Source organism: Tissierella pigra, from assembly GCF_009695605.1.
Taxonomy (GTDB): domain Bacteria; phylum Bacillota; class Clostridia; order Tissierellales; family Tissierellaceae; genus Tissierella; species Tissierella pigra.
Genome location: NZ_VUNQ01000011.1, coordinates 63,187 through 88,328, shown reverse-complemented (window position 1 = coordinate 88,328; position 25,142 = coordinate 63,187). Strand labels below are relative to the sequence as shown.

Here is a 25,142-nt window from a genome sequence, read left to right as displayed (position 1 = left end):
AATGGAATTAAGAGAGGAAGTCGTTTTAATGTATACTACAGAAGACATATTAAAGAGATTGGTAAAAATTAATTCTACTAATTTACCAGGAAACGAAATGGATATGGTAAAAGAAATACTACAATTTTTTCCCAAATCAATAAACTATGAAATAATAGATCATGGAAATAATAGAGGTTCTTTAATAATAGAAGTAGAGGGAATTAAGAAGGAAAAAGTTGGATTTATTGGACATATAGATACTGTACCAGTAACAGATGAAGAAAGCTGGGTACACCCTCCATTTGAAGGGATAATTGAAAATGGATATATGTATGGCAGGGGGACATCTGATATGAAAGGGGGAGTTACTGCTATGATAAAAACAGCCCTGCATTTCATAGAAAATGGCATAACTCCCCAACATACACTTAAATTTGTTTTCACAGCTGATGAGGAGTCAGGAGGACTGGGAGTACGAACTTTAAGGGACAAAGGGTTATTACAGGATTTATCTAAAGTGTTTATTACAGAGCCTTCTGATGAAGAAATTGGTATATGCGAAAAAGGAACTCTTTGGCTAAATGTTTCAATTAAAGGAAAATCTGCTCACGGGTCTAAGCCACATTTAGGTATAAATGCCATAGAAAACTTATATGAGTATATAGATAAATTAAAAAGCACATTAGATTTAAAAAGGACACATGAATTTTTAGGAAGTTCAAGTTTTGCAACTACTACTATTCATGGCGGAGTAAAAACAAACATTATACCAGAAGATGCAAATGCAACTTTAGATATAAGAACTATTCCAGGTTTCAGCCATGAACAAATCATAGAAAATGCGCATAAAATTGCTAAAGATATGGAAAATAAAAGCCAAGGAATGGTTATACAAGTAGTAGTAGAAAATAATAGACCACCTTTAACTATGGACAAGGAAGACAATTTTATAAAGGAAATAGAAAAGGTATTTAATAGATTGTCTTATCCAGTAAAATTTAAAGGAATAAACTTCTATACAGATGCTTCACAGCTTATTCCTTATCATAATATTCCATTTGTAATACTAGGACCTGGTGAAGAGAATATGTGTCATCAGAAAAATGAAAGGATAAAAATTGAATCTATTGATAAGATGACTAAGTTTTATATTTCTTATAACGAATAAGAAAGTTCCACTTTTATCTTTTATAAATAATGAGCTTTCTGTAAATGAGTTTCAATAAAAACTACATTTAATGCTTAGATAGAGGCTTTTGTTATAGTACTGATTAATAAAATTGGAGGATTAATATGGAAGATATGAAGACTAATAAAAAACAATATAAAACAGGTTCTTTGCCAGGGTTTATCATATCCATAGGTATAGGACTTCTAATCTACTTGGTTCTAAGTGGAATGACTTTCCAGACTAACTGGTTAGACTATAACACTATAGTAACCAATGCAGATAGTAATATTTTCTATAAGTTCATTTGGTACATTATGAACTTTACAGAAGCACAGTTTTATGCAGGAGTATTTGCATCACTAGGATTAATTCTAGGAGGTATAGTAGCTTGGAGATTAGATGTAAAAAACTCCAAGTTAGCAGGATTTAATGTTTGTTACGGTTCAAATCTGTTTCCTTGGGTATTAGCTTCACAGTTATTGTCACTATTTATTGCAATATTTATTTTAAAATATACATCATTATTTGGAAACGGAGAATATACTTGGTTACCAACATTTATCACTGTAGTAGGAGCACCTCCAGCCATAATGCTATTATATGGACCTAGTATAAAGGCATTGCTTACAGGTTCTATATTAGGTGGAATCATGGGATTCCCAGTGGCGTTCTGGATTTCAAATAATATTATTCCAGTATTAGAAGTACCAGGAGTAGTTTCAAATGTATTTACTATGACAATAACAGGACTAATAGTTTGCTGTATAGCTAAGGCATTGCCTTGGATGGAAAAAGTTCCAGCAAAACCATTAAATAGACCTGTAAAGTCAGAAAAAGAAACTTTAGAAGAAATGGAAAAGCCATTATGGACTGTAAGGAGAGTTTTAGCAGACTTTTCTGAAGCTCCATTTTACGGAAATGAAATAGCTGGATTATTTGTTATATTGGGAGCCTGTCTTGATTGGGTACTAAATGCAAATCATGGTGCATATGCTTCAGGTGCCATTCCAGCAATTATATTATCACAGTTTGTAGGATCAGCAGTAGGAGTATTTTTATACTTCAATAAATATGTGGAAAAAGGATGGTATGGAACTTATGTGCCAGTAGTAAGTGTTGGACCAGCTTGTGTTCTAATGTTTGGTGCAACAATTCCAGTAGCAATTACAGCTGGAATATTAGGTGGTATTATAGGTCCAGCTTTAGCTGAATATTTCTGTGATAAACTTCCAGAAGATTATCATCCTACAATTGGGAATGTTACATCAATGGGAGTTACAACAATAGTGGTATCTATGATAATAAAAGTACTTCCTTGGTTTTAAATAAAACACAAAAAAGTTGAGCAGGCCTGCTCAACTTTTTTGTGTTTTATATGATATACTAATGAATATAAAATATTAGAAGAGGTGTTATTTTGTTAGTTTTTTTACTTAGAAATTTAACTACTCGAGTAGGGATTCTTTTAATTTTAGCTCTTTTCTTGTCTAGAATAGGTATATTTAGGAAGCTGGTATCAAAGGAAAATATAAATATTAAAGAGAAGGTTCTTCTATCTATTATATTTGGAGGATTTGGGATAATTGGAACTTATAGTGGTATTCATATACAAGGTGCCATAGTAAATTCAAGAGTAATAGGTGTATTTGTAGGAGGTTTGCTAGGAGGTCCCATGGTAGGTGCTTTGTCTGGAATTATAGCAGGAGGACATAGATATATTATAGATATTGGTGGATTTACGGCTTTTGCTTGTACCATATCTACTTTAGTAGAGGGAATAATGGCAGGGCTTTTAAAGAAAAGGTTTGAAAATACTTCTCGTAGAGTAGCATTTTCTTTAATCTATGGTGGAATAGCTGAATTAATCCAGATGATAATAATTCTTTTGGTTGCTAAACCATTATCTGACTCCTTATTGTTAGTTAGGACAATTGGAATCCCTATGATTACAGCAAATGCTATTGGAATAGCTTTTTTTATTGCCATAACAGATACTATATTTAAAGAAATTGAAAATGAAGCAGTTTATCAAGCACAATTGGCTTTGAAAATAGCTGATAAAACCTTGGCATATTTTAGAAAGGGATTTAATGAGGAGACGGCTAGAGATACGGCGAAGATAATCTATGAAATGACCAATATAAAAGCCGTGGCATTTACTGATACAGAAAAAATATTGGCACATGTAGGTATAGGTGAAGACCATCATTTATCAGGCAGTCCCATAAAAACCAATTTAACAAGAGAGGCACTACAAACCAATAAATATATAGTGGCAAATGTACAAGATGAAATAGGATGTGAAAACCATCAATGCCCATTAAAATCTGCTATAATTGTACCTATACGAGAAGAAGATAAAGCCATAGGCATATTGAAGCTGTATAAAGGAAAAGAAAACTCAATAACAAAGGTGGAAATTGAATTGGCCTTAGGATTGGCACAGATATTCTCTACACAAATAGAATTAAGTAAAATTGATTATCAAAGAGAGTTATTGTCTAGATCTGAATTAAAAGCTTTACAATCTCAAATAAATCCACATTTTTTATTTAATGCTATAAACACTATCGTTTCTTTAACTAGAACTCAGTCAGATGATGCCCGTAGACTTCTTATACATCTAGGAAACTATTTTAGAACTAATTTACAGCAGGAATTAGATGTGGTGGATTTGCATAGAGAAATAGAGCATATAAACTCCTATGTGGAAATTGAAAAAGCGAGATTTGGAGATAAGCTAGAAATTTTCTATAATATTCCAGAGGACATTGACTGTAGGCTTCCACCATTAATTATTCAACCTTTAGTGGAGAATGCAATTAAACATGGAGTATTAGGAAAAGTAGAAGGGGGAAGAGTTGAAATAATTGCAGAAAATAATGAAGATGAAACAAAATTAATTGTAAAGGATAACGGAGTGGGAATATCGGAAGAAGACTTAAAATATCTATTTGCTGGAGACTCCCATAGGGAAAGAATTGGTATTAAAAATGTAAATGAAAGATTAAAAAACAAATATGGTCCAAAATATGGGCTAAAAATTGAATCTGAATTAAACAAAGGTACCATAGTAACTATTGTAATTCCTAAGTATTAGGAGGGATTAGATGAAGACGTGTTTAGTAGTAGATGATGAAAAACCAGCAAGAGAAGAATTAATATATATTTTAAAGGAGATAGAAGGTATAGAAGTCATAGGTCAAGCCTCTCATGGAAAGGAAGCGTTACAACTAATTGACAGGCTTAAACCAGATATTGTATTTTTAGATATTCAAATGCCAGAAATGAATGGTATAGAAGTAGCCCGAAAGTTACTTAATAAAGAATATACTCCTGAAATAATATTTGTAACTGCCTATGATAAATTTGCTGTACAGGCCTTTGAGGTAAATGCCATAGATTATTTATTAAAGCCAATATCTGAAGATAGGCTGAAACAGCGTCTAGAAAGCATGGTTAAGGAAGATAAACATAATGAAAGTTTAGACTATGATAAGTTAAAGGCTTTAATCTGTTCCATAAAGCCAGAGACGGCAGATAAAAAAATGAGAATTTCTTTTCATCAAAATAATAGACTTATTCCAGTGGATATAGAAGATATTATATATATAACCATAGAAAATAAAAGTACAATAATCTTTACTAGCAAAGGGAATTTTGATACAAATCATACTTTAAATGAGTTGATGGATAAATTAGATAATAATGTATTTTTTAGGTCACATAAATCCTATATAGTAAATTTAAACTATATAGAATTTATAGATCCTTGGTTTAACTACACTTACAATATACATTTAAAAAATAGTGATGCTATAATACCAGTAAGTAGATCTTATGTAAAGGATTTTAAGGAAATTATGAATATTGAATAAATGTATTTTAGACTGTTATATTGCATCTTAGATATAAATTAATACATTTTGTCAAAAAAACCACATATATTATATTCTCTTATTATATTATTATAATGAAAGAATATTATATAAGGAGGTTTTAAAATGTTTCAATTTATTCTTGGAATTATAGTACTTATAGCAGGTTACTTTATCTATGGAAAAATAGTAGATAAACATTTTGGCATTGATGACACTAGGGAAACTCCAGCTACAAGACTGGAGGATGGCATAGATTTTGTACCTATGAGCTGGGGAAAGATTTTCTTAATCCAACTACTTAATATAGCAGGATTAGGACCAATTTATGGGGCAATTCAAGGAGCCTTATTTGGACCAATGGCATTTGTATGGATTGCACTAGGATCAGTATTTGCAGGAGCAGTACATGATTACTATTCAGGAATGTTATCTTTAAGACATGACGGACAAAGTATATCAGAAATTACAGGTATTTACTTAGGAGAAGGTGCAAGAAAGGTAATGAGAGTATTCTCTGTTGTATTACTTGTATTAGTAGGTACAGTATTTATGACTGGACCAGCTACATTGATGGGAAGTATAAAATTGTTTGGGCTAGGTAATGCGGACATATGGTTAGCAATAGTATTTGTATACTATTTCTTAGCTACGATATTACCTGTTGATAAGATAATTGGTAAAATTTATCCATTATTTGGTGTAGCTTTACTTACAATGGCAGGCGGAATTGGTACGATGATCCTGGTAAAAGGATATAAATTACCAGCATTTACAGTACAAAGCTTACATCCAAGCGGATTACCAATATGGGCAATTTTATTTACTACAATAGCTTGTGGTGCAATTAGTGGATTCCATGCTACTCAATCACCAATGATGGCTAGATGTATGACGAAAGAAAGCTATGGTAGAAAGATATTCTATGGTTCTATGATAGCTGAAGGTATAATAGCAATGATTTGGGCAGCTGCTGGAATGGTGTTCTTTAACGGTATCCCAGGATTATCAGAAGCATTAGCAAATGGTGGACCTGGTGGAGTAGTAAATACTATTTCAACTTCTTTATTAGGACCAGTAGGTGGAGTATTAGCAATGTTAGGAGTTATAGCTTGTCCTATTACTTCAGGTGATACAGCGTTTAGATCTGCAAGACTTACAATAGCAGATGCTATGAACTATGAGCAAGGACCTATAAAGAAAAGATTAATCTTAGCTCTACCACTATTTGTAATTGCATTTGGACTGACTAGAATTGACTTTAATATTATTTGGAGATATTTTGCTTGGTCAAATCAAACATTAGCGATGATTGTTTTATGGACTGCATCAGCTTACTTAGTTAAAAACAATAAGAGTCATTGGCTAACAACTATACCAGCAACATTTATGACTGCAGTATCTGCAACTTATCTTTTACAAGCACCAGAAGGATTTAAGCTATCTACAACAATTGCATATCCTGTAGGAGCAGCTATAGCTGTCTTAGCAATTGCATTTTTCCTTGTAAAGATAAAGGATAAGAAATCTGTAAAGGCATAGAATTAAATAAATAATGAACACTTCTAAAAGAGATGGATTTCCATCTCTTTTTTGCATTATAAGGATAAAGAAGAAAAATTTTTAAGTTATTATATTGAAATTAATTTTAAACTATGCCTTGATAGTTTTTTTAAAAAAATATATAGTATTATTAGAAAATCTTTTTATAAAGGAGCCAATAAAATGAATTTAGTTTATGAGGGAAAAACAAAAGACGTATATGAATTACAGAATGGTAATTATCTATTAAAATTTAAGGATGATGTAACTGGAACAGATGGAGTATTTGATCCTGGTGCCAATACTGTTGGACTAACCATTGAAGGAATGGGAAAAGCTGGACTTAGACTTACAAAGTTTTTCTTTGAAAGATTAAATGAAATGAATATACCAACTCACTATGTAGAATCAGATATAGAGAACGCTACTATGACAGTTCTTCCAGCTAAAATGTTTGGAAAAGGTGTTGAAGTAATCTGTAGATATAGAGCAGTAGGTAGCTTCCTAAGACGATATGGAATGTATGCTACAGAAGGACAGAACCTAGATGCTTATGTAGAAGTTACATTAAAGGATGATGATAGAAATGACCCTCTTATAACAGATGAAGGTTTAGAGATGTTAGGAATAATGAGTAAAGAAGAATATAAGATTTTAACAGATTTGACTAAAAAGATAGGTAAAGTAGTTAAAGAGGAATTGGCTAAAAAGGGAATGGAACTATATGATATTAAGTTTGAATTCGGAAGAGTAGGAGAAGATAATCATATAGCTTTAATTGACGAAATATCTGGTGGAAATATGAGAGCATATAAAGATGGAGAATATATAGAGCCATTAGAATTAGAAAAAATAATGTTATCATAAAAAAATATACCTAGGAGTTATATAGCTCTTAGGTATTCTTCTAATGTAATATTTTTTTCAAAGATTTCTTTTGCTGTTTCTTTACCTACATAACGAATATGCCAAGGTTCATAACTATATCCAGTTATATCTGTAGTCTCTTTTTGATAACGAATTATAAAACCAAAGTTATGTGCATTTTCCTCTAGCCACTGTCCTTCTTTAACTTGTCCAAAACTTTCTTCTAAAGCAAATCCAACATTTTGAGAAGAAACATCTATAGCAAGTCCAGTTTGATGTTCACTTTGTCCAGGATATGCCACTAAAAGATTTGCCTTTTCTGTCCCTACTTTATTTGATTTATTTTCAAATAGCATTTTCTGCGTATTATAAGAACGGTATCCAGATATTGCAAATAGTGATATACCTTCATTATCCGCTGCATCAAATAATTCTTCTAATGCTTCAGCTGCTTCTCTTCTTAAATATTTCTTTTCTAAATTTTCTTCAAAAGGAAATCTTACATTTGGAATCACTAAATCTTCAGGTTTATAATCAGACGGAAGATTCCTCTGTTTATTAGCCAACACTAAAATATCATTTGTATTTTTTACTATAAGATTACCATTTTCATCTTCATAAGTAGTATTTTCTAAAAGATCAACTTTATTATCTTCTTCATTATTTATAGTAAAACCATCTGTATCTGTACTAGCAATTATCAAATCATCCTTTTTCTCTGCAAAAGATGAGTGATAATTTTTTGAGAAAGAACCTATACTTTTATTTTTAAAAGTTGTAAAGATGTTAAAGGCAACTACACCCGCAATACCTATAGTCACAACCCCTATTAATTTTTTCTTCATATTTATCATCCTTTGTACTTATTTTAAATTCTCTATACTTGTCCATTATATAATATTTCGATAAAAAAGTACATATTATCCTATTTTATAATCTTAAATTATATCGGATTTAATCTTTTTCTGTCACCAGAAACTTTTAAAAAATTAGTAGGCTAATTTAATTGTGTTTCGTGTGTCTAAGGAATATAATATAATAAAGGACTATTTATAAGGAGATAAAATATGAATATAAGTTATTTAAAAAAATATATCATAAGATATAAAAAGCAGTTCTCAATTGCCATTATTTTTTTAATTCTTGAAACAACAGGAGATTTAATTCAACCTACTATTATGTCAAAAGTAATTGATAATGGTGTAAAAAAGGGTGATATGAAATATGTATTTACTTTAGGTGGATTAATGTTTTTAATGACTTTTTTAGGAGCTATATGTGCAGTTATTAGAAATGTTTTATCATCTAGGGTAAGTCAAAGTTTCGGTGCAGATTTACGTGAGGATTTATATATTAAAATCCAAGATTTTTCCTTTGATAATGTAGATGAATTTCAAGATGCCTCTTTGATTACTAGACTTACTAATGATGTAAATCAAATGCAGAACTTTTCCCATGGAATGATGAGAATATTTGTAAAGGCACCAATTATTGGAATTGGTTCAGTAATTATGGCATTTATATTGAACGCTAAGATGGCATTTATATTGCTTAGTGTAATACCTATTATTTTCATAATAGTTTCATTAAACCTAAAAATTTCTTACCCCATATTTACTAAAGTTCAAAAATCATTAGACAAAGTAAATGGAGTTATGAGAGAGTATTTAGCAGGAATTAGAGTAGTAAAGGCCTTTAATAGATTTGATTATGAGAAAAATAGATTTAAAAATGTAAATGATAATTTGAAAAATATTACCTTAAAGGGTATGAGAATTTCTGCTGTATTTAATCCCATAGTGTCTTTGATAATCAATATATCCATTGTATTAGTCCTATGGCTAGGAGGAATAGGAGTCAATAATGGCAATATGGAAATAGGGAAAATCATGGCTTTTGTCAACTATATGACTCAAGTCCTTTTTGCACTTATTATGATGACTAGAATACTTAATATATTTATTAAGGCAAAGGCTTCTTCAGAAAGAATAGGAGAAGTATTTTGTGCTGAAAACACCATAGTCCAAAAAGAGATTACAGAGAAGCCTAAAGAAATAAAAGGAAAGGTAGAATTTGAAAACGTATATTTTAAATATTCCACAGGAAAAAATTGTATATTAGAAGACATTAACTTTTCCATAGAACCTTCAGAAACATTGGCTATTATAGGGTCTACAGGTTCAGGTAAATCATCTTTAATCAATTTACTCCCAAGATTTTATAATCCGGTTAAAGGAAAGATAAAAATAGATGGTGTAGATATAAAGGATATGAATTTAAAGGATTTAAGGAAAGAAATAGGAATAGTTCCTCAAAAAGTTTTATTATTCACAGGTACCATAGAAGAAAATATTAAATGGGGAAAAGAAGATGCTTCTTTTGAGGAAGTAGAAGAAGTTTGTAAAATAGCAGAGGCTCATGATTTTATCCTTTCTTTCAGTGATGGATATGATACTTATTTAGGTCAAGGAGGAGTAAACTTATCAGGAGGGCAGAAACAAAGAATTTCCATAGCAAGAGCACTTATTAGAAAACCTAAAGTTCTAATTCTAGATGATAGTACTTCAGCAGTAGATTTAATTACAGAAAAAAGAATAAGAAAAAAACTAAAAGAGTATTTAACAGACACTACTACCATATTAATTGCACAAAGAATAACATCTGTTATGAGTGCAGACAAAATAATAGTTATGGATAGGGGAAAAATAGTGGGCATAGGTACTCACAAGGACCTAATGTCTACATCAGAAGTATATAAAGATATATATAATTCACAAATAGGAAAGGAGGGGGAAAACCTTGGATCCTAGACAGAGAAGAAGAACAACGGGTATAGCAGGACCTATGAATGCAAGATTAACTGTAGAAAAGGCTAAAGATGTAAAATATACCTTAAAAAGATTGTGGGGATTTTTTAAAGAAGAAAATAAACTTCTTATTATAACATTTCTATTAATATTAGCTTCAGGTTTGTTGGGTATATTGGTTCCTTTTTTAATTGGAAAGTCTATAGATAGTATATTTCCAGGAAAAGATTTAGTAGAGTTTCAAAAGCTAAGGCTTATTTTAGTAGTATTATTATCTGTATATCTATTGGATAATTTATTTACATTTTTACAAGAGTATATTGTAGCTGGAATTGCTCAAAACATAGTATATAGACTTCGTGAAAAGTTATTTGAGAAACTTCAATCCCTTCCAATCATGTTTTTTGATATTCATACCCATGGAGAGATTATGAGTAGATTAACAAACGATATAGACAATGTAAGCACTACCATATCTCAGACTACAGTACAGCTGATGTCATCTGTTGTAAATATACTTGGCTCTTTAACTATGATGATTTATTTAAGTCCTATTATGACAGCAGCTAGTTTAATAACCATACCTATGGTATATTTTTTTACTAGATTTATAGCAAATAAAACAAAAGTGTTTTTTAAAGACCAGCAGCAAACTTTGGGACAACTAAATGGACATATTGAAGAAACCATAGCTGGAATTCATGTGGTGAAATCTTTTAATAATGAAGACAAAGTAATAGAAGAATTTAAGGCTCAAAACAATGTATTAAGAGATGTAGGTGTCAAAGCTCAGATTTGGTCTGGTTATATAATGCCAATTATGAATGTAATTAACAACTTTGGATTTGGGGTAATAGCCATATTTGGTGGATACTTAGCTGTAAAAGAAGTGATTACAGTGGGAACAATAGCTAGTTTTATTTCATATTCTAAACAATTTACTAGACCATTAAATGAATTGGCCAATACATTTAACACTTTACAGTCAGGAATAGCTGGTGCAGAAAGGGTATTTGAAATTCTAGATGAGGAAGAAGAGAGAAAGGATTTGCCTAATTCCATTGAAAAGGATAAAATCCAAGGAGAAGTAGAATTTAAAAACGTGAGATTTGAATATATAGAAGGTGAACCCGTTTTAAAGGATATGTCATTTAAAGTAATCCCAGGGACAAATATAGCATTAGTAGGTCCTACGGGTGCAGGAAAAACTACTATAGTAAATCTTTTAACTGGATTCTATGATATAAATAAAGGTGAAATATTAGTAGATGGAGTAAACATTAAGGATTATAAAAAAGATAGTTTAAGAAAGATATTTGGAATGGTTCTGCAAGATACATATCTTTTTTCAGGTACTATTAAGGAAAATATAAGATATGGAAAGCTAGATGCAACAGATGAGGAAATAGAAAAAGCAGCTATTTTAGCAAGGGCAAATGAATTTATAGAGTATCTCCCTAAGGGTTATGATACATTTATAAATGAAGGAGGAACTAATTTAAGTCAAGGGCAAAGACAATTACTTGCTATATCAAGGGCAATTTTATCCAACCCTTCTATATTGATATTAGATGAAGCCACATCATCAGTAGATACAAGGACAGAATTAAAGATTCAGGAGGCAATGGTGAAATTAATGGAAAATAGAACTACATTTATAATTGCCCATAGACTTTCAACCATAAGAGATGCAGATATAATTATGGTAATAGACCATGGTGAAATAGTAGAAAAAGGAAATCATGAAGAATTACTGAAATTAAAAGGACACTATTATAATTTATATCAAAGTCAATTTGCTAATGTAAGCATATAGTAAGAATAAAAAGTAATCACTCTGCATAGCCATGCAGAGTGATTAAATACTTTAAATCACCATAAGCTCAATCTATAAATTCAAATAACTCCTCTACAGTAACACCAAATATCTTAGCAATATCCATAGCTAACTTTAAAGAAGGATTATACTTTCCATTTTCTAAATGAACAATGGTTTCACGGCGAACCCCGACTAACTCTGCCAGTTCACTTTGTTTTATATTCTTATTCTCTCTGAGTTCTTTCAAATTAGTCTTTAAGGTAGTCATCTTCTGGTCCCTTCCTATCATAGTACTGGAATAAAATTGGCTTTATTCCAGTAATTATAAGCAGTAAGATTAGAGTAAATAATCCAATAGTATCCCTAGAGATTTCTATTTCCTTGAACATAGGTGATGCTACAAGAATAATAAGAATAAATAGTCCTATTGTAGTAATATTGATACATATGTGATTTACTTTGCCTAGTATTCTTTCTGCTGACTCATCAGTCTTTTCATTTTTTCGTAGTAATCCAATAACGGCATAAGCTATTAATCCCAGATAGTAGAGTTTTGAGATAATAGGTTCATATTGTTTAAATCCAAAGTTTTCTCGACTAGCAATATATAAAGCTAGTATTCCAAATATTATTACTGCTTGTAATGAATATTGTGTTACTAAAGAAAGTTTTTTCTTTTTCATAAAATCGTACCTCCCATGTTATATATTTATAACCCCTGTGTTATAAATATATAACATTAGTTATAATTAGTCAAGTATAAATGTTAATTATTTATAACATTGATTTCAAAGGACATAAGAGAGACTTAAAGGTGAAATATTAGTTAGTTAACTAATTAATAACTAGAGTATGCTTTATAAAGATAAAATTTGAATATTGACAACTATGGGAGATAGTAGTATTATATTAATTATGTTTAGCCGACTAACTAAAGAGGAGGACAAAATGGATGTAATAAATAAGGATTCTTTATATTATATATTTTTAGAAGTTCTAAGACTTCATCACATTCGTACTCATATGCTACTTGATGAAATAGGTATATATCCAGGACAGCCACCTTTATTATTTATTTTAAATAAAAAGGATGGTCAGAGTCAGAGAGAACTAAGTGATAAACTAATGTTAGCACCTGCAACTTTGACAGTAATGATAAAAAGAATGGAAAAATCAGGTCTGGTAATACGAAAACAAGATGATAAAGATCAAAGAGTGTCTAGAGTATATATAACTGAAGAAGGAAGAAGAATATGTAAAGATGCACTGAAGGCAACTAATGTAATTGGAGAAGAATGTTTTGGAAATTTTACAGCAGAAGAAAAAGTGATTTTAAGAAGACTATTAATGGAAATGAGAGATAATTTAAACAAAGCAAATCACAAAGAATGAAAGATTAGGAGGATAATATGCTAAAACTATATAAAGAGTTTAAACCATTTATTGTATCAATAATTATTGTAATAGCATTGCTTTTCCTTCAAGCTAGTACAGAGCTAGCCTTGCCTGATTATATGTCTAATATAGTCAATATAGGAATACAGCAAAATGGAATAGAAAATGTAGTACCAAAAGTAATTAGAGCTTCTGAATTGGAAAAAATAAACATATTTTTAAATGACGAAGAAAAGGCTTTGATAAAAAGCAGTTATGAATTAATAGAAAAAAATAATAGTCAAGAATATAATGATTACCTAAAGAAGTATCCAGTGTTAGAAGGTGAGGAACTATATTTACTAAATACTAAAGATAAAGAAATCATTGAAGAAATGAACTCTTTTCTAGGAAGACCTATGCTTATTATATGGGCAATAGAAAATGGAACTCCTGAAGGAATGGGAGCAGAAAATGAGGGTACAAATCCCTTTGCTAATTTACCAGAGGGTACAGATCCTTTCGTAGTATTGAAGAGTTTACCACAGGAACAACTGGAATTAATTAAATCTAGTGCTGAAGAACAATTTAATAACTTACCAGAAACCATGATAAATCAAGCTGCCATAAATTATATTAAAGCTGAGTATGAAAATATAGGAATTAATATAGAAAAAACTCAATCTAACTATATATTGTATATAGGGGGAATAATGTTACTTATTTCACTTATAAGTATGGCTGCGTCCATAGGAGTTGGATTTTTATCATCTAAAATCTCATCGGGAATTGGCAGGAATTTAAGAGAAAAGGTATTTAAAAAAGTAACTCAGTTTTCCAACAATGAGTTTGATGACTTTTCAACAGCTTCGCTAATAACTAGAAGTACAAATGATATTCAACAAGTACAGCAATTTAGTATGATGATGATGAGAATTATATTTTTTGCACCTATTATGGGAGTAGGTGGAATTATAAGAGCTCTTAGAACTAATACTTCTATGGCTTGGATAGTTGGAGTAGGAGTCATGGCTATTTTAACATTGGTTATAGTTTTATTTTCAGTGGTTATGCCTAAATTTAAAAAATTACAAGACCTTGTAGATAGGGTAAATCTTGTAATGAGAGAAGCACTTAATGGATTAATGGTAATTAGAGCCTTTAATACTCAAAAAGTGGAAGAAAAGAAATTTGATAAAGCCAATAATGATTTAACAAAAACAAACCTATTTGTATCAAGAGTAATGACCATGATGATGCCAACTATGATGCTTATTATGAATGGAATAATGCTTCTAATAATATGGGTAGGTGCTCATGAAATAGATAATGGAGTAATTCAAGTAGGAGATATGATGGCATTTATTCAATATACTATGCAGATTATAATGTCTTTCCTTATGATTTCCATGGTTTCAATCATACTTCCAAGAGCTTCCGTATCGGCAGGAAGAATTGCTGAAGTATTAAATAAAGATCTCGTAATTCAAGAATCTAAAAGCCCTAAAAAACTTACAAGTAGTACAAAAGGTGTTTTAGAATTTAAAAATGTTAATTTTAAATATCCAGGAGCAGAGGAATATGTATTGGAAGACATATCCTTTATAGCAAGACCTGGAGAAACTACAGCCTTTATAGGCAGTACAGGAAGTGGAAAATCAACTCTTATTAACTTAATACCTAGATTTTATGACGTTACTAATGGAAAAATCCTTATTGATGGAATAGATGTAAAGGATATGGGAATTCATGATTTAAGAGAACAAATAGGGTATGTTCCTCAAAAGGGAGTACTTTTTACTGGAACCATAGAAAGCAATTTAAAATATGGTAAAAATAAAAATGCTACAGAAAAAGATATTTTAAAAGCCATAGAAATATCTCAAGCAAAAGAGTTTATAGATACAAAAGAAGATGGAATTCTAACTGAAATATCTCAAGGAGGAACCAATGTATCTGGAGGTCAAAGACAGAGACTTTCCATAGCCAGAGCATTGACTAAGGAACCTAGAATATTTATTTTTGATGATAGTTTTTCAGCTCTTGACTTTAAAACTGATGCAGCACTACGAAAAGCCATGAGTGAAGAAGTTAAAGATAAAACTGTACTCATAGTAGCTCAAAGAATAAATACAATAATGAACGCTGAAAATATTATAGTTCTAGACGAAGGAAAAATAGTTGGAAAAGGGACTCATAGGGAATTACTTAAAAGCTGTGATGTTTACAAACAAATAGCCTTATCCCAGCTATCAGAGGAGGAATTAGCCATATGAGTGGAAAAGATATAAAAACAAATACTTCTAAAAGAAGAGGTCCCATGGGAAATGGACCAATAGGAGCAAGATTTGAGAAACCTGAAGACTTTAAAGGAACATTTTCAAAGTTATTGAATTATTTAAAGCCATATACATTTAAATTAACCATAGTAATGATATTTGCCATAGGAAGTACGGTGTTTTCCATAGTAGGACCAAAAATTCTTGGTAAAGCTACAACTAAAATATTTGAAGGACTGGTATCTAAAGTATCTGGAGCAGGTGGAGGCATAGACTTCCAGTATATATTGAATATAGTATTCCTCTTGATTGGACTATATTTAATATCTGCAATATTCTCATATATGCAAGGGTTTATAGTGACTGGAGTAGCACAAAAGGTAAGCTATAATTTAAGAAGAGAAATATCTGAAAAAGTAAATAAACTTCCCCTTAAATATTTTGATAATATAAGTCATGGAGACGTATTATCTAGGGTTACAAATGATGTAGATACTGTAAGTCAGACCTTAAATCAAAGTATGAGTCAAATAATAACTTCTGCCACTACTTTAGTAGGAGTTCTTATTATGATGTTATCCATATCTTGGCAGATGACTATTTTAGCCATTTTAATATTGCCATTATCCATGGGGTTAGTTATGACAATAGTTAAAAGGTCACAGAAATACTTTAAGGCTCAACAAGAAACCTTAGGAAAAGTAAATGGACATATAGAAGAAATCTATGGCGGTCATAATATAATGAAAGCCTTTAATGCTGAAGAAGAAGCAGTTGAAGAATTTACAAAGATTAATGGAGAACTTTATAACTCTGCATGGAAATCACAATTCCTTTCTGGAATGATGATGCCTATTATGAATTTCATAGGTAACATAGGATATGTGGCAGTATCTATTTTAGGTGGATGGTTTGCAGTTAGAAAAACCATAGAAGTAGGAGATATTCTTTCCTTTATTCAATATATAAGAAACTTTACTCAGCCTATAGCTCAAGTAGCTCAAATATCTAATGTACTACAATCTACAGTAGCTGCTGCTGAAAGAGTATTTGTATTCTTAGATGAAGAGGAGGAAGTAAAGGAATCAACTACACCTGTTAAATTAGAGGAAGTAGAGGGAAGAGTTACCTTTGAAAACGTTAAATTTGGCTATAATGAAGATAAAATAGTAATAAATGATTTTTCACAAAACATAAAACCAGGACAAAAAGTTGCCATAGTTGGACCTACTGGTGCAGGAAAAACTACCATAGTAAAATTATTAATGAGGTTTTACGACTTAAACGAAGGTAAAATTTTAATTGATGGAAATGATATAAATGATTTCACAAGGGAAGATTTAAGGAATAATTTTGGAATGGTTCTTCAAGATACATGGTTATTTAGTGGGACAATAATGGAAAATATAAAATATGGTAGATTAGATGCAACAGATGCAGAAGTAATAGAGGCTTCTAAGTCTGCCCATGCCCATAGGTTTATTCAAACATTACCAGATGGATATAATATGGTTATAAATGAAGAGGCAAATAATATATCTCAAGGGCAAAAACAGCTTTTAACCATAGCAAGGGCAATACTTTCTGACCCTAAGATACTTATCTTAGATGAGGCAACATCATCTGTAGATACAAGGACAGAGGTACTCATTCAAAAAGCTATGGAGAATTTGATGGAGGGAAGAACGTCCTTTATAATTGCCCATAGACTTTCAACCATAAGAGATGCAGACTTAATTCTAGTAATGAAAGATGGAGATATAATAGAACAAGGAAGCCATGAAGAACTTCTAAAGAAAAATGGATTCTATGCAGAACTATATAATAGTCAGTTCGCAGCATAAAAAATTCAATCCAATTAATATAAAATTATAAGTGACCAAGGGTAAAACCTTGGCACTTATAATTTAAACTCATTGGCAATTTTAATTATTGCTTTATCTTTATCCTTAGTATCTATAGTATATGATATTCTAATTTCTGAAGTTGTAACTTGTTTAAATTCAATATTATTGGTAGCAAAAATTTCAAATATCTTGGCTGCAACTCCAGATTGAGTTCTCATTCCTAATCCTACTACTGAAATTTTGGTTATATTTTCTTCTATATCAGCTCTTATCTCTTTCATTGTTATTTTTAATTCATCAATTATATTACTTATTAATTTCTTGCTATCTTTGGGAGCAGTAAAAGAAATATTCACATATCCACCTATTGGTGCAGTTTGACTAATCATATCAATATTTATATCTCTTTCAGATAATTTACTAAATATATTAGATATTCCTCCAATACGATAAGGTACATTATTAATTGTTACCATTAGATCACTATCACTAACAGTAAGACCTGTAATTACTTTGGATTCCATAGACTTATCATACTCCTTTATATAAGTTCCTTTATGCTTACCAGTACTTAATGCAATATAAATAGGTACATGATATTTACATCCTATTTCAATAGCTCTAGTGGCTATGACATTAGCACCTAAACTGGACATCTCAATCATTTCATCATAACTAATATAATCTAACTTTTTTGCATTTGGATATATCCGAGGGTCGACTCCATAAATACCTTCTACATCAGTATATATTTCACAGGGACAATCTAGTTTAGCTGCTAATGCAACAGCAGTAGTATCAGAACCACCTCTACCTAAGGTTGTTATATCTCCATTATGGCTTATACCTTGAAATCCAGCTACTATAATTATTTTTCCTTCACTTAGTTGTTTTCTTATGTTTTTAATATTAATATCTAAAATAGTAGACTTAGTATGTTTTTCATCAGTTGTTATACCAGCTTGGAATCCAGTTAATGCTATGGCATCTTGTCCCTTTTCCTTTAGTGACATAACTAAAAGAGCTGATGTAATTTGTTCTCCTGTAGATAAGATCATATCTAATTCTCTTTCGCTAGGATTTTCAGAAATTTTCTTTGTCATTTCAATAAGGTTGTTAGTAGTTTTTCCCATGGCAGAAACAACAGTAACAATATCAAAACCAGATTTTTTTCGTTCTATAATAAGATTAGCTATAGAATTAATCTTATCAATTGTCTCTACTGATGTTCCACCATATTTCTGTACTATAATGGACAATTAAATCACTTCCTCTATTTAAATTAAAAAAACAGTCATGAGTAAAAGAACTCATAACTGTTTTAGTTGCAAAGATAACAAACTAAAAAATCATATAACTTTTACCCTGTGTAATATAGCACTCTATTAGAGACTGGGTAATCAACTAATGGCAGTGATGTATCTATTAAATACATCCCCAACATATAATTCTAGGGGAAATTATACGTTTCGGCAGTTACACCTTTTTTATAGGAATAGGACTCCCTAAATCTGACCTATAATACTAATTGCAACTGCATCCTCTATATTACAACTAAAACTATGAAATTGTATTTTGAAAAGTATAGCATGTACTAGAGAAATTGTCAAATTAAGATTTTGAGATAATAGAGAATACTTTAAATTTAGGAGTTATTAATATAGATATTTCGATAATATAGATAAATTATTAGGTCTAAGATTAGGTGGAGATGACTATGATACTAAGACTTTCAGCCCTAAAGAAGAGGATTATAGAATAAAAGCACGGCTGAGGAGAAAGGTATATTTAAACACTATTTCAAAGTTATTAGATTATTTAAAGTCATATACATTGTACTAAAATCCACAGTAAGAGATGCAGATTTAATTCTAGTAATGACAGATAGAGATATAATAGAATAAGGAAGCCATGAAGAGCTTCTAAAGAAAAATGGATTCTATGCAGAATTATATAATAGTCAATTTGCAGCATAATATGGGATTATAAATATAAAAGACATTACCCCTTGATATTTTATTAAGGGGTAATTTTGCTAGTATTTTTAATGAAAATTGATTTAAGTAGTCTATGTTCTTAAAACTAATTCATCTATCTTAACACCTAAAGCTTCTGCCAGCAAAACTACCTTATTGAAAGCAGGATTCCTCTTCGTTCCTCGCTCTAGTTCTTCAATATAAGATTTAGAGATATGAGTGAAGTTTGATATATCTAATGTAGTATATCCTTTGCTGTTTCTTAGTTCTCTTACCTTCGAACCATTTAACATAAAAACCCTCCTCTAAAAGACTATATTTAATTATACTTAATATAATCTAAAACTATTACGCAATTCTAAAATCATTAAAGGATTTTTCTGCATAACCTTTTATTATGTTTTCTATTTCAAACCAGTTATTTACACGTGTAACTCTTTCTGGTATAGGTCCTTTATTATAGTTACAATCCATAAGAAGTACTTGAAATCCTGATTCTGATAACTGTATAGCATTTTCGTATCTATCTTCTATAAAAATATCACAATTTAAGTCTTTAGCAGTTTTGACTTTATTATGAGAACCCAGTAAGGTCAAAGAATCCATAGGTATATTGTAGTAGGAAAGCCACATAAGGGTTACAGTTTTCATTTGTTCTTCTCTTGCAGTTACAAAATAAATTTGATGATTTTTGTATAAACTATCAAGAACCCTTTTTACACCCATTCTGATTTTAGTTTCAAGGTGTAATGTCTCCCCATATAGAGCATAGAATAATTCATAGGCTGATCTATCTATGCCCAAAACTTGGTGTATTTCATATACTGTCACATCTTCAGGTGTAATTGTAGTATTGAAATAGGTGTTTACCATAGGAATCCAGTCATAAGCTTCAGTAATAGTTCCGTCGATGTCGATACATAAATTTAACTGTTTCATCAATATCGCCTCCATATATATTGTGACTTAATTATATAATATAAATATAAAATCTCTTTTAACAACAAGTTAAGTTTAGGTAAAGAATTCTTCATAAAATGGAATTAGTAAAAAAATAAAAAATTATATTTGAAAATGAACTAATTTTAATTACAAACGTAGTAAATATATAAGGAGGGTGAGGGTTTGAAAAAAGATATAGATTTATTAGTCAATGAATATAAAACTAAAATATATACTTTTTGCTTTCATCTTTCTAAAAATAAACAAGATGCAGATGATTTGTTTCAAGATACTTGGATAAAAGTATTCTCTAGTATTGATTCCTTTGATGAAAGTAAAAGTTTTGAAGGTTGGCTATATACTATTACACTTAATTGTTATAGGGATAAATACCGAAAAGCAAAACGATGGTTAAATAGGATAATTGATTTCAACGATACAGATACAAAAAATAAGATATTGGAAAATGCTAAATCTAAATTGGGATTGCCAGAAGAAGAATATTGTGAAGAAGAAGAGAAAAGAAAAGTACAACAGGCAGTAGATAAACTAGACGATAAATATAGATTGCCATTGGTACTGTATCATTTTAAATCCTTATCTTACAAGGAGATTGGAGAAATGTTAGAAATTCCAGAAGGTACTGTTAAATCTAGAATAAATACTGCAAGGAAAAAACTAAAATGTATCTTAAAGGAGGACAGATATGAATGATAAAAAAATAGAACAAATACTAGATGAAATAGGAAAAGAAGAAATTAAACCTTCACAGGACATAGTAGATGACACAATTTCATTTATAAAAAATAGAGATATTTACTTTATAATTGCAGTATCTATTATATCCTATATAGTCCTTATTTTAGGAACTACTGTATTAGGATATAACCTTGGTTTAAAAGTTACAGTTTTTCTATTATGTATAATTCATTTTATTGGTCTGATCCCAACAGTGGGAGCAATAATTATAGCAAAGAATAATAAGGAAGGAGAGTGTCATTATGAAAAGTAAAAAATTATTTCGATTTATTACTGGTTTATGGATAGGTTTTGGAGTACTTCCTCTGACTTTAATTATACTGAAGTTAGCATATGATGGAAACATATCATCTAAAGCCCTCACTCTATTTTTATTAGGTTTAGTGATAATAGGTATTATAATTGTTGGAATATGTAAATATGTATATAAAGATGCAAAAGAAAGAGGAATGGATCCTTATTTATGGATGGCAACTGCTGCCTATGTGCCTAATCTTGTAGGATTAATAGTGTATATAGTTATGAGAAAGCAGTTTAGCCCCAATATAGAAAGGTTAAGATGTGAAAGTTGCAGTACAGAAGTAAAAGGAGACTGGAAATATTGTCCTAATTGTTCCAATAAATTATCTAAATCCAAATAGTGGTAAATAACAGTAAAAGGTCTCTAATGTGGAGACCTTTTACATTCTATTTCAAAAAGATTAAGAAAAAGTTTCAATAGACATTAGACATAATATGAATATCTTAGGGTATAATTCATACTAAGTATAATATTAGGAGGAGTTGTATGTTTGTAAAAAAAGTAGATGCTAGAGAATATGAACCTAAGGATAAACATAGAGTAATTTTTGAAACCTTCGATTCCCTTAAAACAGGTGAGAAAATGGAATTAACAAATGATCATGATCCAAAACCACTACATTATCAAATGTTGGCAGAGATGGAAGGACAATTTCAATGGGAATACCTAGAGGAAGGACCAGAGGTTTGGAGGGTATCCATAGGTAAAAAAATAGATGGTTGAGGGGCTGTTTCATAACTGATTAATTAGTTATGAAACAGCCCCTTTTACATTGCAAAAAAGTAAAACCAACTATATAATTGAATTACCATGTTAAATTAGCAATAGGATATATAGGTGGTGATAAAATGATAAAGGAATTGAAAGATAAGTATCTGGAACTGTGGTGGAATACGGAAACAGATTTACATATGACAAATAATAAAGTATCTTTTATAAAAAAACTAGCAAATGAGAGAAAAATAGAGGGATTTAGAAAAGAACTTTTCAAAACTTTAAAGAAATATCCCAGTAAACATGAAGAAGAAATATGGAGAAAAGATGTATTTAAAAAGATAAAAGATATGGAAGTAAATATATTAAATAGTGAAGAAAGTATAATAGATTTCTTTACTAATAGTGGCTATGGAAATGTAACAGAAGATTTTATAGATGAAGTAAAAGTATTTGATCCTAAAATGGATGTATACGATATATTTCAAGCCATTAGAAATGTTTGGATTATGAATAGCATACAGATTTTATTTGATATGGAAGTAAAATTAACACCGTCTATTTTTTCCTATAGTATGTTATACCCCTATAGTGACAATTATTTAGATGATGATGGGGTGTCCAACAAAGATAAGATAGAATTCAACAAAAGATTCAGAGAATGGCTTTTGGGAAGAGAAGCTAAACCCTTAAACTTTAATGAGGAACAAATTTGCAAATTAGTAAAAAGGATAGAAGAAGACTTTAAAAGAGATACCTATAAAGAGGTATTTCAAAGTCTATTGATTATTCATAGTGCTCAGGAAAAAAGTCTTATACAGCAAAGAGAAAAGACTCTGCCCTATGAAAAAGATATAATAGGGATTACCTTTGAGAAGGGTGGAGCCTCTGTATTGGCTGATGGATATTTAGTTAAAGGAAACTTAGAAAAAGAAGAGGCTGAATTTATGTTTTGCTATGGAGTATTTCTTCAAATAATAGATGATTTACAAGATATAGAGGAGGACTACAATAATAAACACATGACTATATTTTCTCAAATAGATGGAAAATATCCTTTAGATAGAATTATAAATAAATTAATAAACTTTATTGATGAGTTTTTTCGTAGGGAGATTATTTTTACTTCTGGAAAATCAGAGAAGTTAAAGAAAATAATACAAAATTGCTCTAAAATCATGATATTTGAAGCCATATCTAAAAATAAAAAAAGATTTACTAGAGAATATATAAAATTAGTAGAATCTCGCTCAATAGTTAGATTTTCCTATTTCAAAAAGATTAAGAAAAGGTTTCAAAAAACATTTTCAGAAGAGGATATTATTAGGATTTGTAATATATTAAGTAATAGTGAACTAGGTATAAATATAAAATAACAATAAAATCTGAACTATTAACATAGTTCGGATTTTATTGTTATTTTTTCTTAAAACTAGACAATAACTTTCGCTTCATTATGGGTAATAAATATGGTAGGATAAAAGAAAAATATATAGTCTAACAATAAGAGGTGATTTAGATGTCTAGCATATTGATTGTTGAAGATGAACCTATAATTGCCAATGGATTGGCAGCGATGATTAACTCTATAGACAGCAAAATAAATATTACCATAACTGGCTATGCCAAAGAAGCTCTAAGATATGCAGAGGATATTAATTATGATATATTTTTACTAGATATTCAACTGAAAGATTATTCGGGATTTGAATTGGCTAAAGAAATACGAAATATTGACAATTATAAACTAACCCCAATTGTATTTATAACTGCTGTACCAACTAGAGAGTTAATGACATTTAAAGAAATACATTGCTATGACTATATTGTAAAACCCTTTAAAGAAGAAACAGTGAAAACTATTTTAGAAACCATAATCAATTATGGAGTAGTAAAAGAACAGGAGGTGTATTTAAAGTTAAAGCAAAAAGAATATACTTACTTTGTAAAACAAGATGAAATCATTTATATTGAGTCACAAAGTAGAAAGATATTTGTTACAACAATAAGAGAGCAAATAGAATTATCTACATATACTTTAAGCCAATTATTGAAGGAGCTAAATCCTAATTTTATACAATGTCATAAGGGATATATAATTAATGTCAATTATATTGAAAAAGTTGATAAGGCTAATAATGATATTTATATGAAAGGTGCGGAATTTCCCGTTTCCATTGGCAGAAAGTATAGGGATTTCATAAGAGGTAATTTAAAATGGGATTAGTGGGACTATTTATAATGGCTATATTTGATTTTACAAGTTTAATTATAATATCAAGAAAGATAATCGGATCAACAAAAAATAATAAGAAAAAGATTATGATAATTATTCTAATAACTTCAGTATTAATGGGATTATCTAGGAGATATTTACCTTGTAAATATAATATTCTAATAGCACTGGTTTTAATTATGGCTATTATATTTATATTATATAAGCAAGATATGAGACAAACCATCTACATAAGTATAATTTGTATAATAATTATTTTATTGATTCAATTTATGGTTGTAGGTATATTGCAAATTTTATTTATAGATATAAAAGTAAACTTTATAAATGGAATTATTGCTCAAATTATGGGGTTCTCAGGTGTTATTTTAGTAAGCAGATATATACCCCTCAATTATCTATATAGATATGTTCTTATGAATAATAAGGTATTTAAGTATATAATATTAAATATATTTGTCATATTAGTAGCTATATTATTATACTGGAACATAGATATTAATGGTGCTTTAAAGAATATAGTTACCATAGCCACAATTTCTTTAGGAATTATATATGTTAACTTTGTTTTAATAAAGAATGGGCTTAAAAATGAGTATGTGATGATAGAATAAAAAACGGAGAACATAAATATGATATATCCTTGAA

The 25,142-nt window shown here is 30.0% G+C and carries 24 protein-coding genes and 1 riboswitch; of the genes, 18 read left to right on the top strand and 6 right to left on the bottom strand.

Annotated elements, in window-relative coordinates:
- Nucleotide 1: 1 nt before the first annotated feature.
- From FYJ83_RS06960 to FYJ83_RS06935, 6 genes are all read left to right on the top strand, one after another.
- A complete protein-coding gene (locus tag FYJ83_RS06960) occupies nucleotides 2-1,150 on the top strand; it encodes a M20 family metallopeptidase (RefSeq protein WP_154439611.1) in 1,149 nt (382 codons plus the stop codon).
- Nucleotides 1,151-1,275: 125 nt separating this feature from the next.
- Nucleotides 1,276-2,478, top strand: coding sequence for a hypothetical protein (locus FYJ83_RS06955; RefSeq protein ID WP_154439610.1), 1,203 nt, complete (start codon nucleotides 1,276-1,278; stop codon nucleotides 2,476-2,478).
- A gap of 92 nt (nucleotides 2,479-2,570) precedes the next feature.
- Nucleotides 2,571-4,253 (top strand): sensor histidine kinase, encoded by a 1,683-nt coding sequence (locus FYJ83_RS06950; RefSeq protein ID WP_154439609.1) that lies wholly within the window; start codon nucleotides 2,571-2,573, stop codon nucleotides 4,251-4,253.
- Nucleotides 4,254-4,263: 10 nt separating this feature from the next.
- A complete protein-coding gene (locus FYJ83_RS06945) occupies nucleotides 4,264-5,031 on the top strand; it encodes a LytR/AlgR family response regulator transcription factor (RefSeq protein WP_154439608.1) in 768 nt (255 codons plus the stop codon).
- A gap of 126 nt (nucleotides 5,032-5,157) precedes the next feature.
- On the top strand, nucleotides 5,158-6,573 hold the full coding sequence (locus FYJ83_RS06940) for a carbon starvation CstA family protein (RefSeq protein WP_154439607.1): 1,416 nt from the start codon (nucleotides 5,158-5,160) through the stop codon (nucleotides 6,571-6,573).
- Nucleotides 6,574-6,756: 183 nt separating this feature from the next.
- The gene (locus FYJ83_RS06935) at nucleotides 6,757-7,440 is read left to right on the top strand and encodes a phosphoribosylaminoimidazolesuccinocarboxamide synthase (RefSeq protein WP_154439606.1); all 684 of its coding nucleotides are present in this window, start codon (nucleotides 6,757-6,759) and stop codon (nucleotides 7,438-7,440) included.
- A gap of 17 nt (nucleotides 7,441-7,457) precedes the next feature.
- On the opposite strand, the gene FYJ83_RS06930 is transcribed toward FYJ83_RS06935, so the two are convergent.
- Entirely contained in the window at nucleotides 7,458-8,285 is an 828-nt protein-coding gene (locus FYJ83_RS06930; protein ID WP_195837938.1) for a M15 family metallopeptidase, read from the bottom strand.
- 222 nt (nucleotides 8,286-8,507) lie between these two features.
- Between FYJ83_RS06930 and FYJ83_RS06925 the strand changes: the two genes are divergently transcribed.
- Nucleotides 8,508-10,250 (top strand): ABC transporter ATP-binding protein, encoded by a 1,743-nt coding sequence (locus FYJ83_RS06925; RefSeq protein ID WP_154439604.1) that lies wholly within the window; start codon nucleotides 8,508-8,510, stop codon nucleotides 10,248-10,250.
- Nucleotides 10,240-12,063: an ABC transporter ATP-binding protein gene (locus FYJ83_RS06920; RefSeq protein ID WP_229768517.1), complete on the top strand. Its 1,824-nt coding sequence runs from the start codon at nucleotides 10,240-10,242 to the stop codon at nucleotides 12,061-12,063. Before FYJ83_RS06925 ends, FYJ83_RS06920 begins: the two co-directional genes overlap by 11 nt.
- 67 nt (nucleotides 12,064-12,130) lie before the next feature.
- On the opposite strand, the gene FYJ83_RS06915 is transcribed toward FYJ83_RS06920, so the two are convergent.
- The gene (locus tag FYJ83_RS06915; protein WP_154439603.1) at nucleotides 12,131-12,334 is read right to left on the bottom strand and encodes a helix-turn-helix transcriptional regulator; all 204 of its coding nucleotides are present in this window, start codon (nucleotides 12,332-12,334) and stop codon (nucleotides 12,131-12,133) included.
- Nucleotides 12,315-12,749 (bottom strand): hypothetical protein, encoded by a 435-nt coding sequence (locus FYJ83_RS06910; RefSeq protein WP_154439602.1) that lies wholly within the window; start codon nucleotides 12,747-12,749, stop codon nucleotides 12,315-12,317. The genes FYJ83_RS06915 and FYJ83_RS06910 overlap by 20 nt, the downstream gene beginning before the upstream one ends.
- Nucleotides 12,750-13,014: 265 nt before the next feature.
- On the opposite strand from FYJ83_RS06910, the gene FYJ83_RS06905 reads away from it, so the two are divergent.
- Genes FYJ83_RS06905 through FYJ83_RS06895 form a run of 3 tightly spaced genes read left to right on the top strand, consistent with a single transcriptional unit; the run spans nucleotide 13,015 to nucleotide 17,563 of the window.
- On the top strand, nucleotides 13,015-13,458 hold the full coding sequence (locus FYJ83_RS06905) for a MarR family winged helix-turn-helix transcriptional regulator (protein WP_154439601.1): 444 nt from the start codon (nucleotides 13,015-13,017) through the stop codon (nucleotides 13,456-13,458).
- Nucleotides 13,459-13,475: 17 nt separating this feature from the next.
- A complete protein-coding gene (locus FYJ83_RS06900; protein WP_154439600.1) occupies nucleotides 13,476-15,716 on the top strand; it encodes an ABC transporter ATP-binding protein in 2,241 nt (746 codons plus the stop codon).
- Nucleotides 15,713-17,563 (top strand): ABC transporter ATP-binding protein, encoded by a 1,851-nt coding sequence (locus FYJ83_RS06895; protein WP_154439599.1) that lies wholly within the window; start codon nucleotides 15,713-15,715, stop codon nucleotides 17,561-17,563. Before FYJ83_RS06900 ends, FYJ83_RS06895 begins: the two co-directional genes overlap by 4 nt.
- A gap of 56 nt (nucleotides 17,564-17,619) precedes the next feature.
- Here FYJ83_RS06895 and FYJ83_RS06890 read toward each other — a convergent pair whose 3' ends face one another.
- The 3 genes from FYJ83_RS06890 to FYJ83_RS06880 all read right to left on the bottom strand — a co-directional run bounded on the left by FYJ83_RS06890 (nucleotide 17,620) and on the right by FYJ83_RS06880 (nucleotide 20,481).
- Entirely contained in the window at nucleotides 17,620-18,825 is a 1,206-nt protein-coding gene (locus FYJ83_RS06890; RefSeq protein WP_154439598.1) for an aspartate kinase, read from the bottom strand.
- Nucleotides 18,826-18,933: 108 nt separating this feature from the next.
- Nucleotides 18,934-19,120, bottom strand: a riboswitch (Lysine riboswitch).
- Between the two features lie 514 nt (nucleotides 19,121-19,634).
- Nucleotides 19,635-19,835 carry a helix-turn-helix domain-containing protein gene (locus FYJ83_RS06885; RefSeq protein WP_154439597.1) on the bottom strand — a complete coding sequence of 67 codons (201 nt, stop codon included), beginning with the start codon at nucleotides 19,833-19,835 and terminating at the stop codon, nucleotides 19,635-19,637.
- A 55-nt stretch (nucleotides 19,836-19,890) separates the two neighbouring features.
- Complete coding sequence (locus FYJ83_RS06880; RefSeq protein ID WP_154439596.1) at nucleotides 19,891-20,481, bottom strand: 5' nucleotidase, NT5C type; 591 nt, start codon at nucleotides 20,479-20,481, stop codon at nucleotides 19,891-19,893.
- Nucleotides 20,482-20,667: 186 nt separating this feature from the next.
- Between FYJ83_RS06880 and FYJ83_RS06875 the strand changes: the two genes are divergently transcribed.
- The 7 genes from FYJ83_RS06875 (at nucleotide 20,668) to FYJ83_RS06845 (ending at nucleotide 25,108) form a co-directional block, all read left to right on the top strand.
- On the top strand, nucleotides 20,668-21,198 hold the full coding sequence (locus FYJ83_RS06875) for a sigma-70 family RNA polymerase sigma factor (protein WP_154439595.1): 531 nt from the start codon (nucleotides 20,668-20,670) through the stop codon (nucleotides 21,196-21,198).
- A complete protein-coding gene (locus FYJ83_RS06870) occupies nucleotides 21,191-21,496 on the top strand; it encodes a hypothetical protein (protein WP_154439594.1) in 306 nt (101 codons plus the stop codon). Before FYJ83_RS06875 ends, FYJ83_RS06870 begins: the two co-directional genes overlap by 8 nt.
- Nucleotides 21,486-21,884 carry a hypothetical protein gene (locus FYJ83_RS06865; RefSeq protein ID WP_154439593.1) on the top strand — a complete coding sequence of 133 codons (399 nt, stop codon included), beginning with the start codon at nucleotides 21,486-21,488 and terminating at the stop codon, nucleotides 21,882-21,884. Before FYJ83_RS06870 ends, FYJ83_RS06865 begins: the two co-directional genes overlap by 11 nt.
- Nucleotides 21,885-22,030: 146 nt before the next feature.
- Nucleotides 22,031-22,267, top strand: a complete 237-nt coding sequence (locus FYJ83_RS06860; protein ID WP_154439592.1) for a DUF2249 domain-containing protein — start codon at nucleotides 22,031-22,033, stop codon at nucleotides 22,265-22,267.
- A 125-nt stretch (nucleotides 22,268-22,392) separates the two neighbouring features.
- A complete protein-coding gene (locus FYJ83_RS06855) occupies nucleotides 22,393-23,634 on the top strand; it encodes a hypothetical protein (RefSeq protein WP_154439591.1) in 1,242 nt (413 codons plus the stop codon).
- A 143-nt stretch (nucleotides 23,635-23,777) separates the two neighbouring features.
- Entirely contained in the window at nucleotides 23,778-24,485 is a 708-nt protein-coding gene (locus tag FYJ83_RS06850) for a LytR/AlgR family response regulator transcription factor (RefSeq protein ID WP_154439590.1), read from the top strand.
- Nucleotides 24,476-25,108 (top strand): hypothetical protein, encoded by a 633-nt coding sequence (locus FYJ83_RS06845; RefSeq protein ID WP_154439589.1) that lies wholly within the window; start codon nucleotides 24,476-24,478, stop codon nucleotides 25,106-25,108. The genes FYJ83_RS06850 and FYJ83_RS06845 overlap by 10 nt, the downstream gene beginning before the upstream one ends.
- The last annotated feature ends 34 nt before the right edge of the window (nucleotides 25,109-25,142 follow it).

Bases quoted from the DNA above. Each gene is read 5' to 3' on its own strand.
- FYJ83_RS06960 (WP_154439611.1), top strand. From the start codon at position 2: ATGGAATTAAGAGAGGAAGTCGTTTTAATGTATACTACAGAAGACATA.
- FYJ83_RS06955 (WP_154439610.1), top strand. From the start codon at position 1,276: ATGGAAGATATGAAGACTAATAAAAAACAATATAAAACAGGTTCTTTG.
- FYJ83_RS06945 (WP_154439608.1), top strand. From the start codon at position 4,264: ATGAAGACGTGTTTAGTAGTAGATGATGAAAAACCAGCAAGAGAAGAA.
- FYJ83_RS06940 (WP_154439607.1), top strand. From the start codon at position 5,158: ATGTTTCAATTTATTCTTGGAATTATAGTACTTATAGCAGGTTACTTT.
- FYJ83_RS06935 (WP_154439606.1), top strand. From the start codon at position 6,757: ATGAATTTAGTTTATGAGGGAAAAACAAAAGACGTATATGAATTACAG.
- FYJ83_RS06930 (WP_195837938.1), bottom strand. From the start codon at position 8,285: ATGAAGAAAAAATTAATAGGGGTTGTGACTATAGGTATTGCGGGTGTA.
- FYJ83_RS06925 (WP_154439604.1), top strand. From the start codon at position 8,508: ATGAATATAAGTTATTTAAAAAAATATATCATAAGATATAAAAAGCAG.
- FYJ83_RS06915 (WP_154439603.1), bottom strand. From the start codon at position 12,334: ATGACTACCTTAAAGACTAATTTGAAAGAACTCAGAGAGAATAAGAAT.
- FYJ83_RS06910 (WP_154439602.1), bottom strand. From the start codon at position 12,749: ATGAAAAAGAAAAAACTTTCTTTAGTAACACAATATTCATTACAAGCA.
- FYJ83_RS06905 (WP_154439601.1), top strand. From the start codon at position 13,015: ATGGATGTAATAAATAAGGATTCTTTATATTATATATTTTTAGAAGTT.
- FYJ83_RS06900 (WP_154439600.1), top strand. From the start codon at position 13,476: ATGCTAAAACTATATAAAGAGTTTAAACCATTTATTGTATCAATAATT.
- FYJ83_RS06895 (WP_154439599.1), top strand. From the start codon at position 15,713: ATGAGTGGAAAAGATATAAAAACAAATACTTCTAAAAGAAGAGGTCCC.
- FYJ83_RS06885 (WP_154439597.1), bottom strand. From the start codon at position 19,835: ATGTTAAATGGTTCGAAGGTAAGAGAACTAAGAAACAGCAAAGGATAT.
- FYJ83_RS06880 (WP_154439596.1), bottom strand. From the start codon at position 20,481: ATGAAACAGTTAAATTTATGTATCGACATCGACGGAACTATTACTGAA.
- FYJ83_RS06870 (WP_154439594.1), top strand. From the start codon at position 21,191: ATGAATGATAAAAAAATAGAACAAATACTAGATGAAATAGGAAAAGAA.
- FYJ83_RS06865 (WP_154439593.1), top strand. From the start codon at position 21,486: ATGAAAAGTAAAAAATTATTTCGATTTATTACTGGTTTATGGATAGGT.
- FYJ83_RS06860 (WP_154439592.1), top strand. From the start codon at position 22,031: ATGTTTGTAAAAAAAGTAGATGCTAGAGAATATGAACCTAAGGATAAA.
- FYJ83_RS06855 (WP_154439591.1), top strand. From the start codon at position 22,393: ATGATAAAGGAATTGAAAGATAAGTATCTGGAACTGTGGTGGAATACG.
- FYJ83_RS06850 (WP_154439590.1), top strand. From the start codon at position 23,778: ATGTCTAGCATATTGATTGTTGAAGATGAACCTATAATTGCCAATGGA.
- FYJ83_RS06845 (WP_154439589.1), top strand. From the start codon at position 24,476: ATGGGATTAGTGGGACTATTTATAATGGCTATATTTGATTTTACAAGT.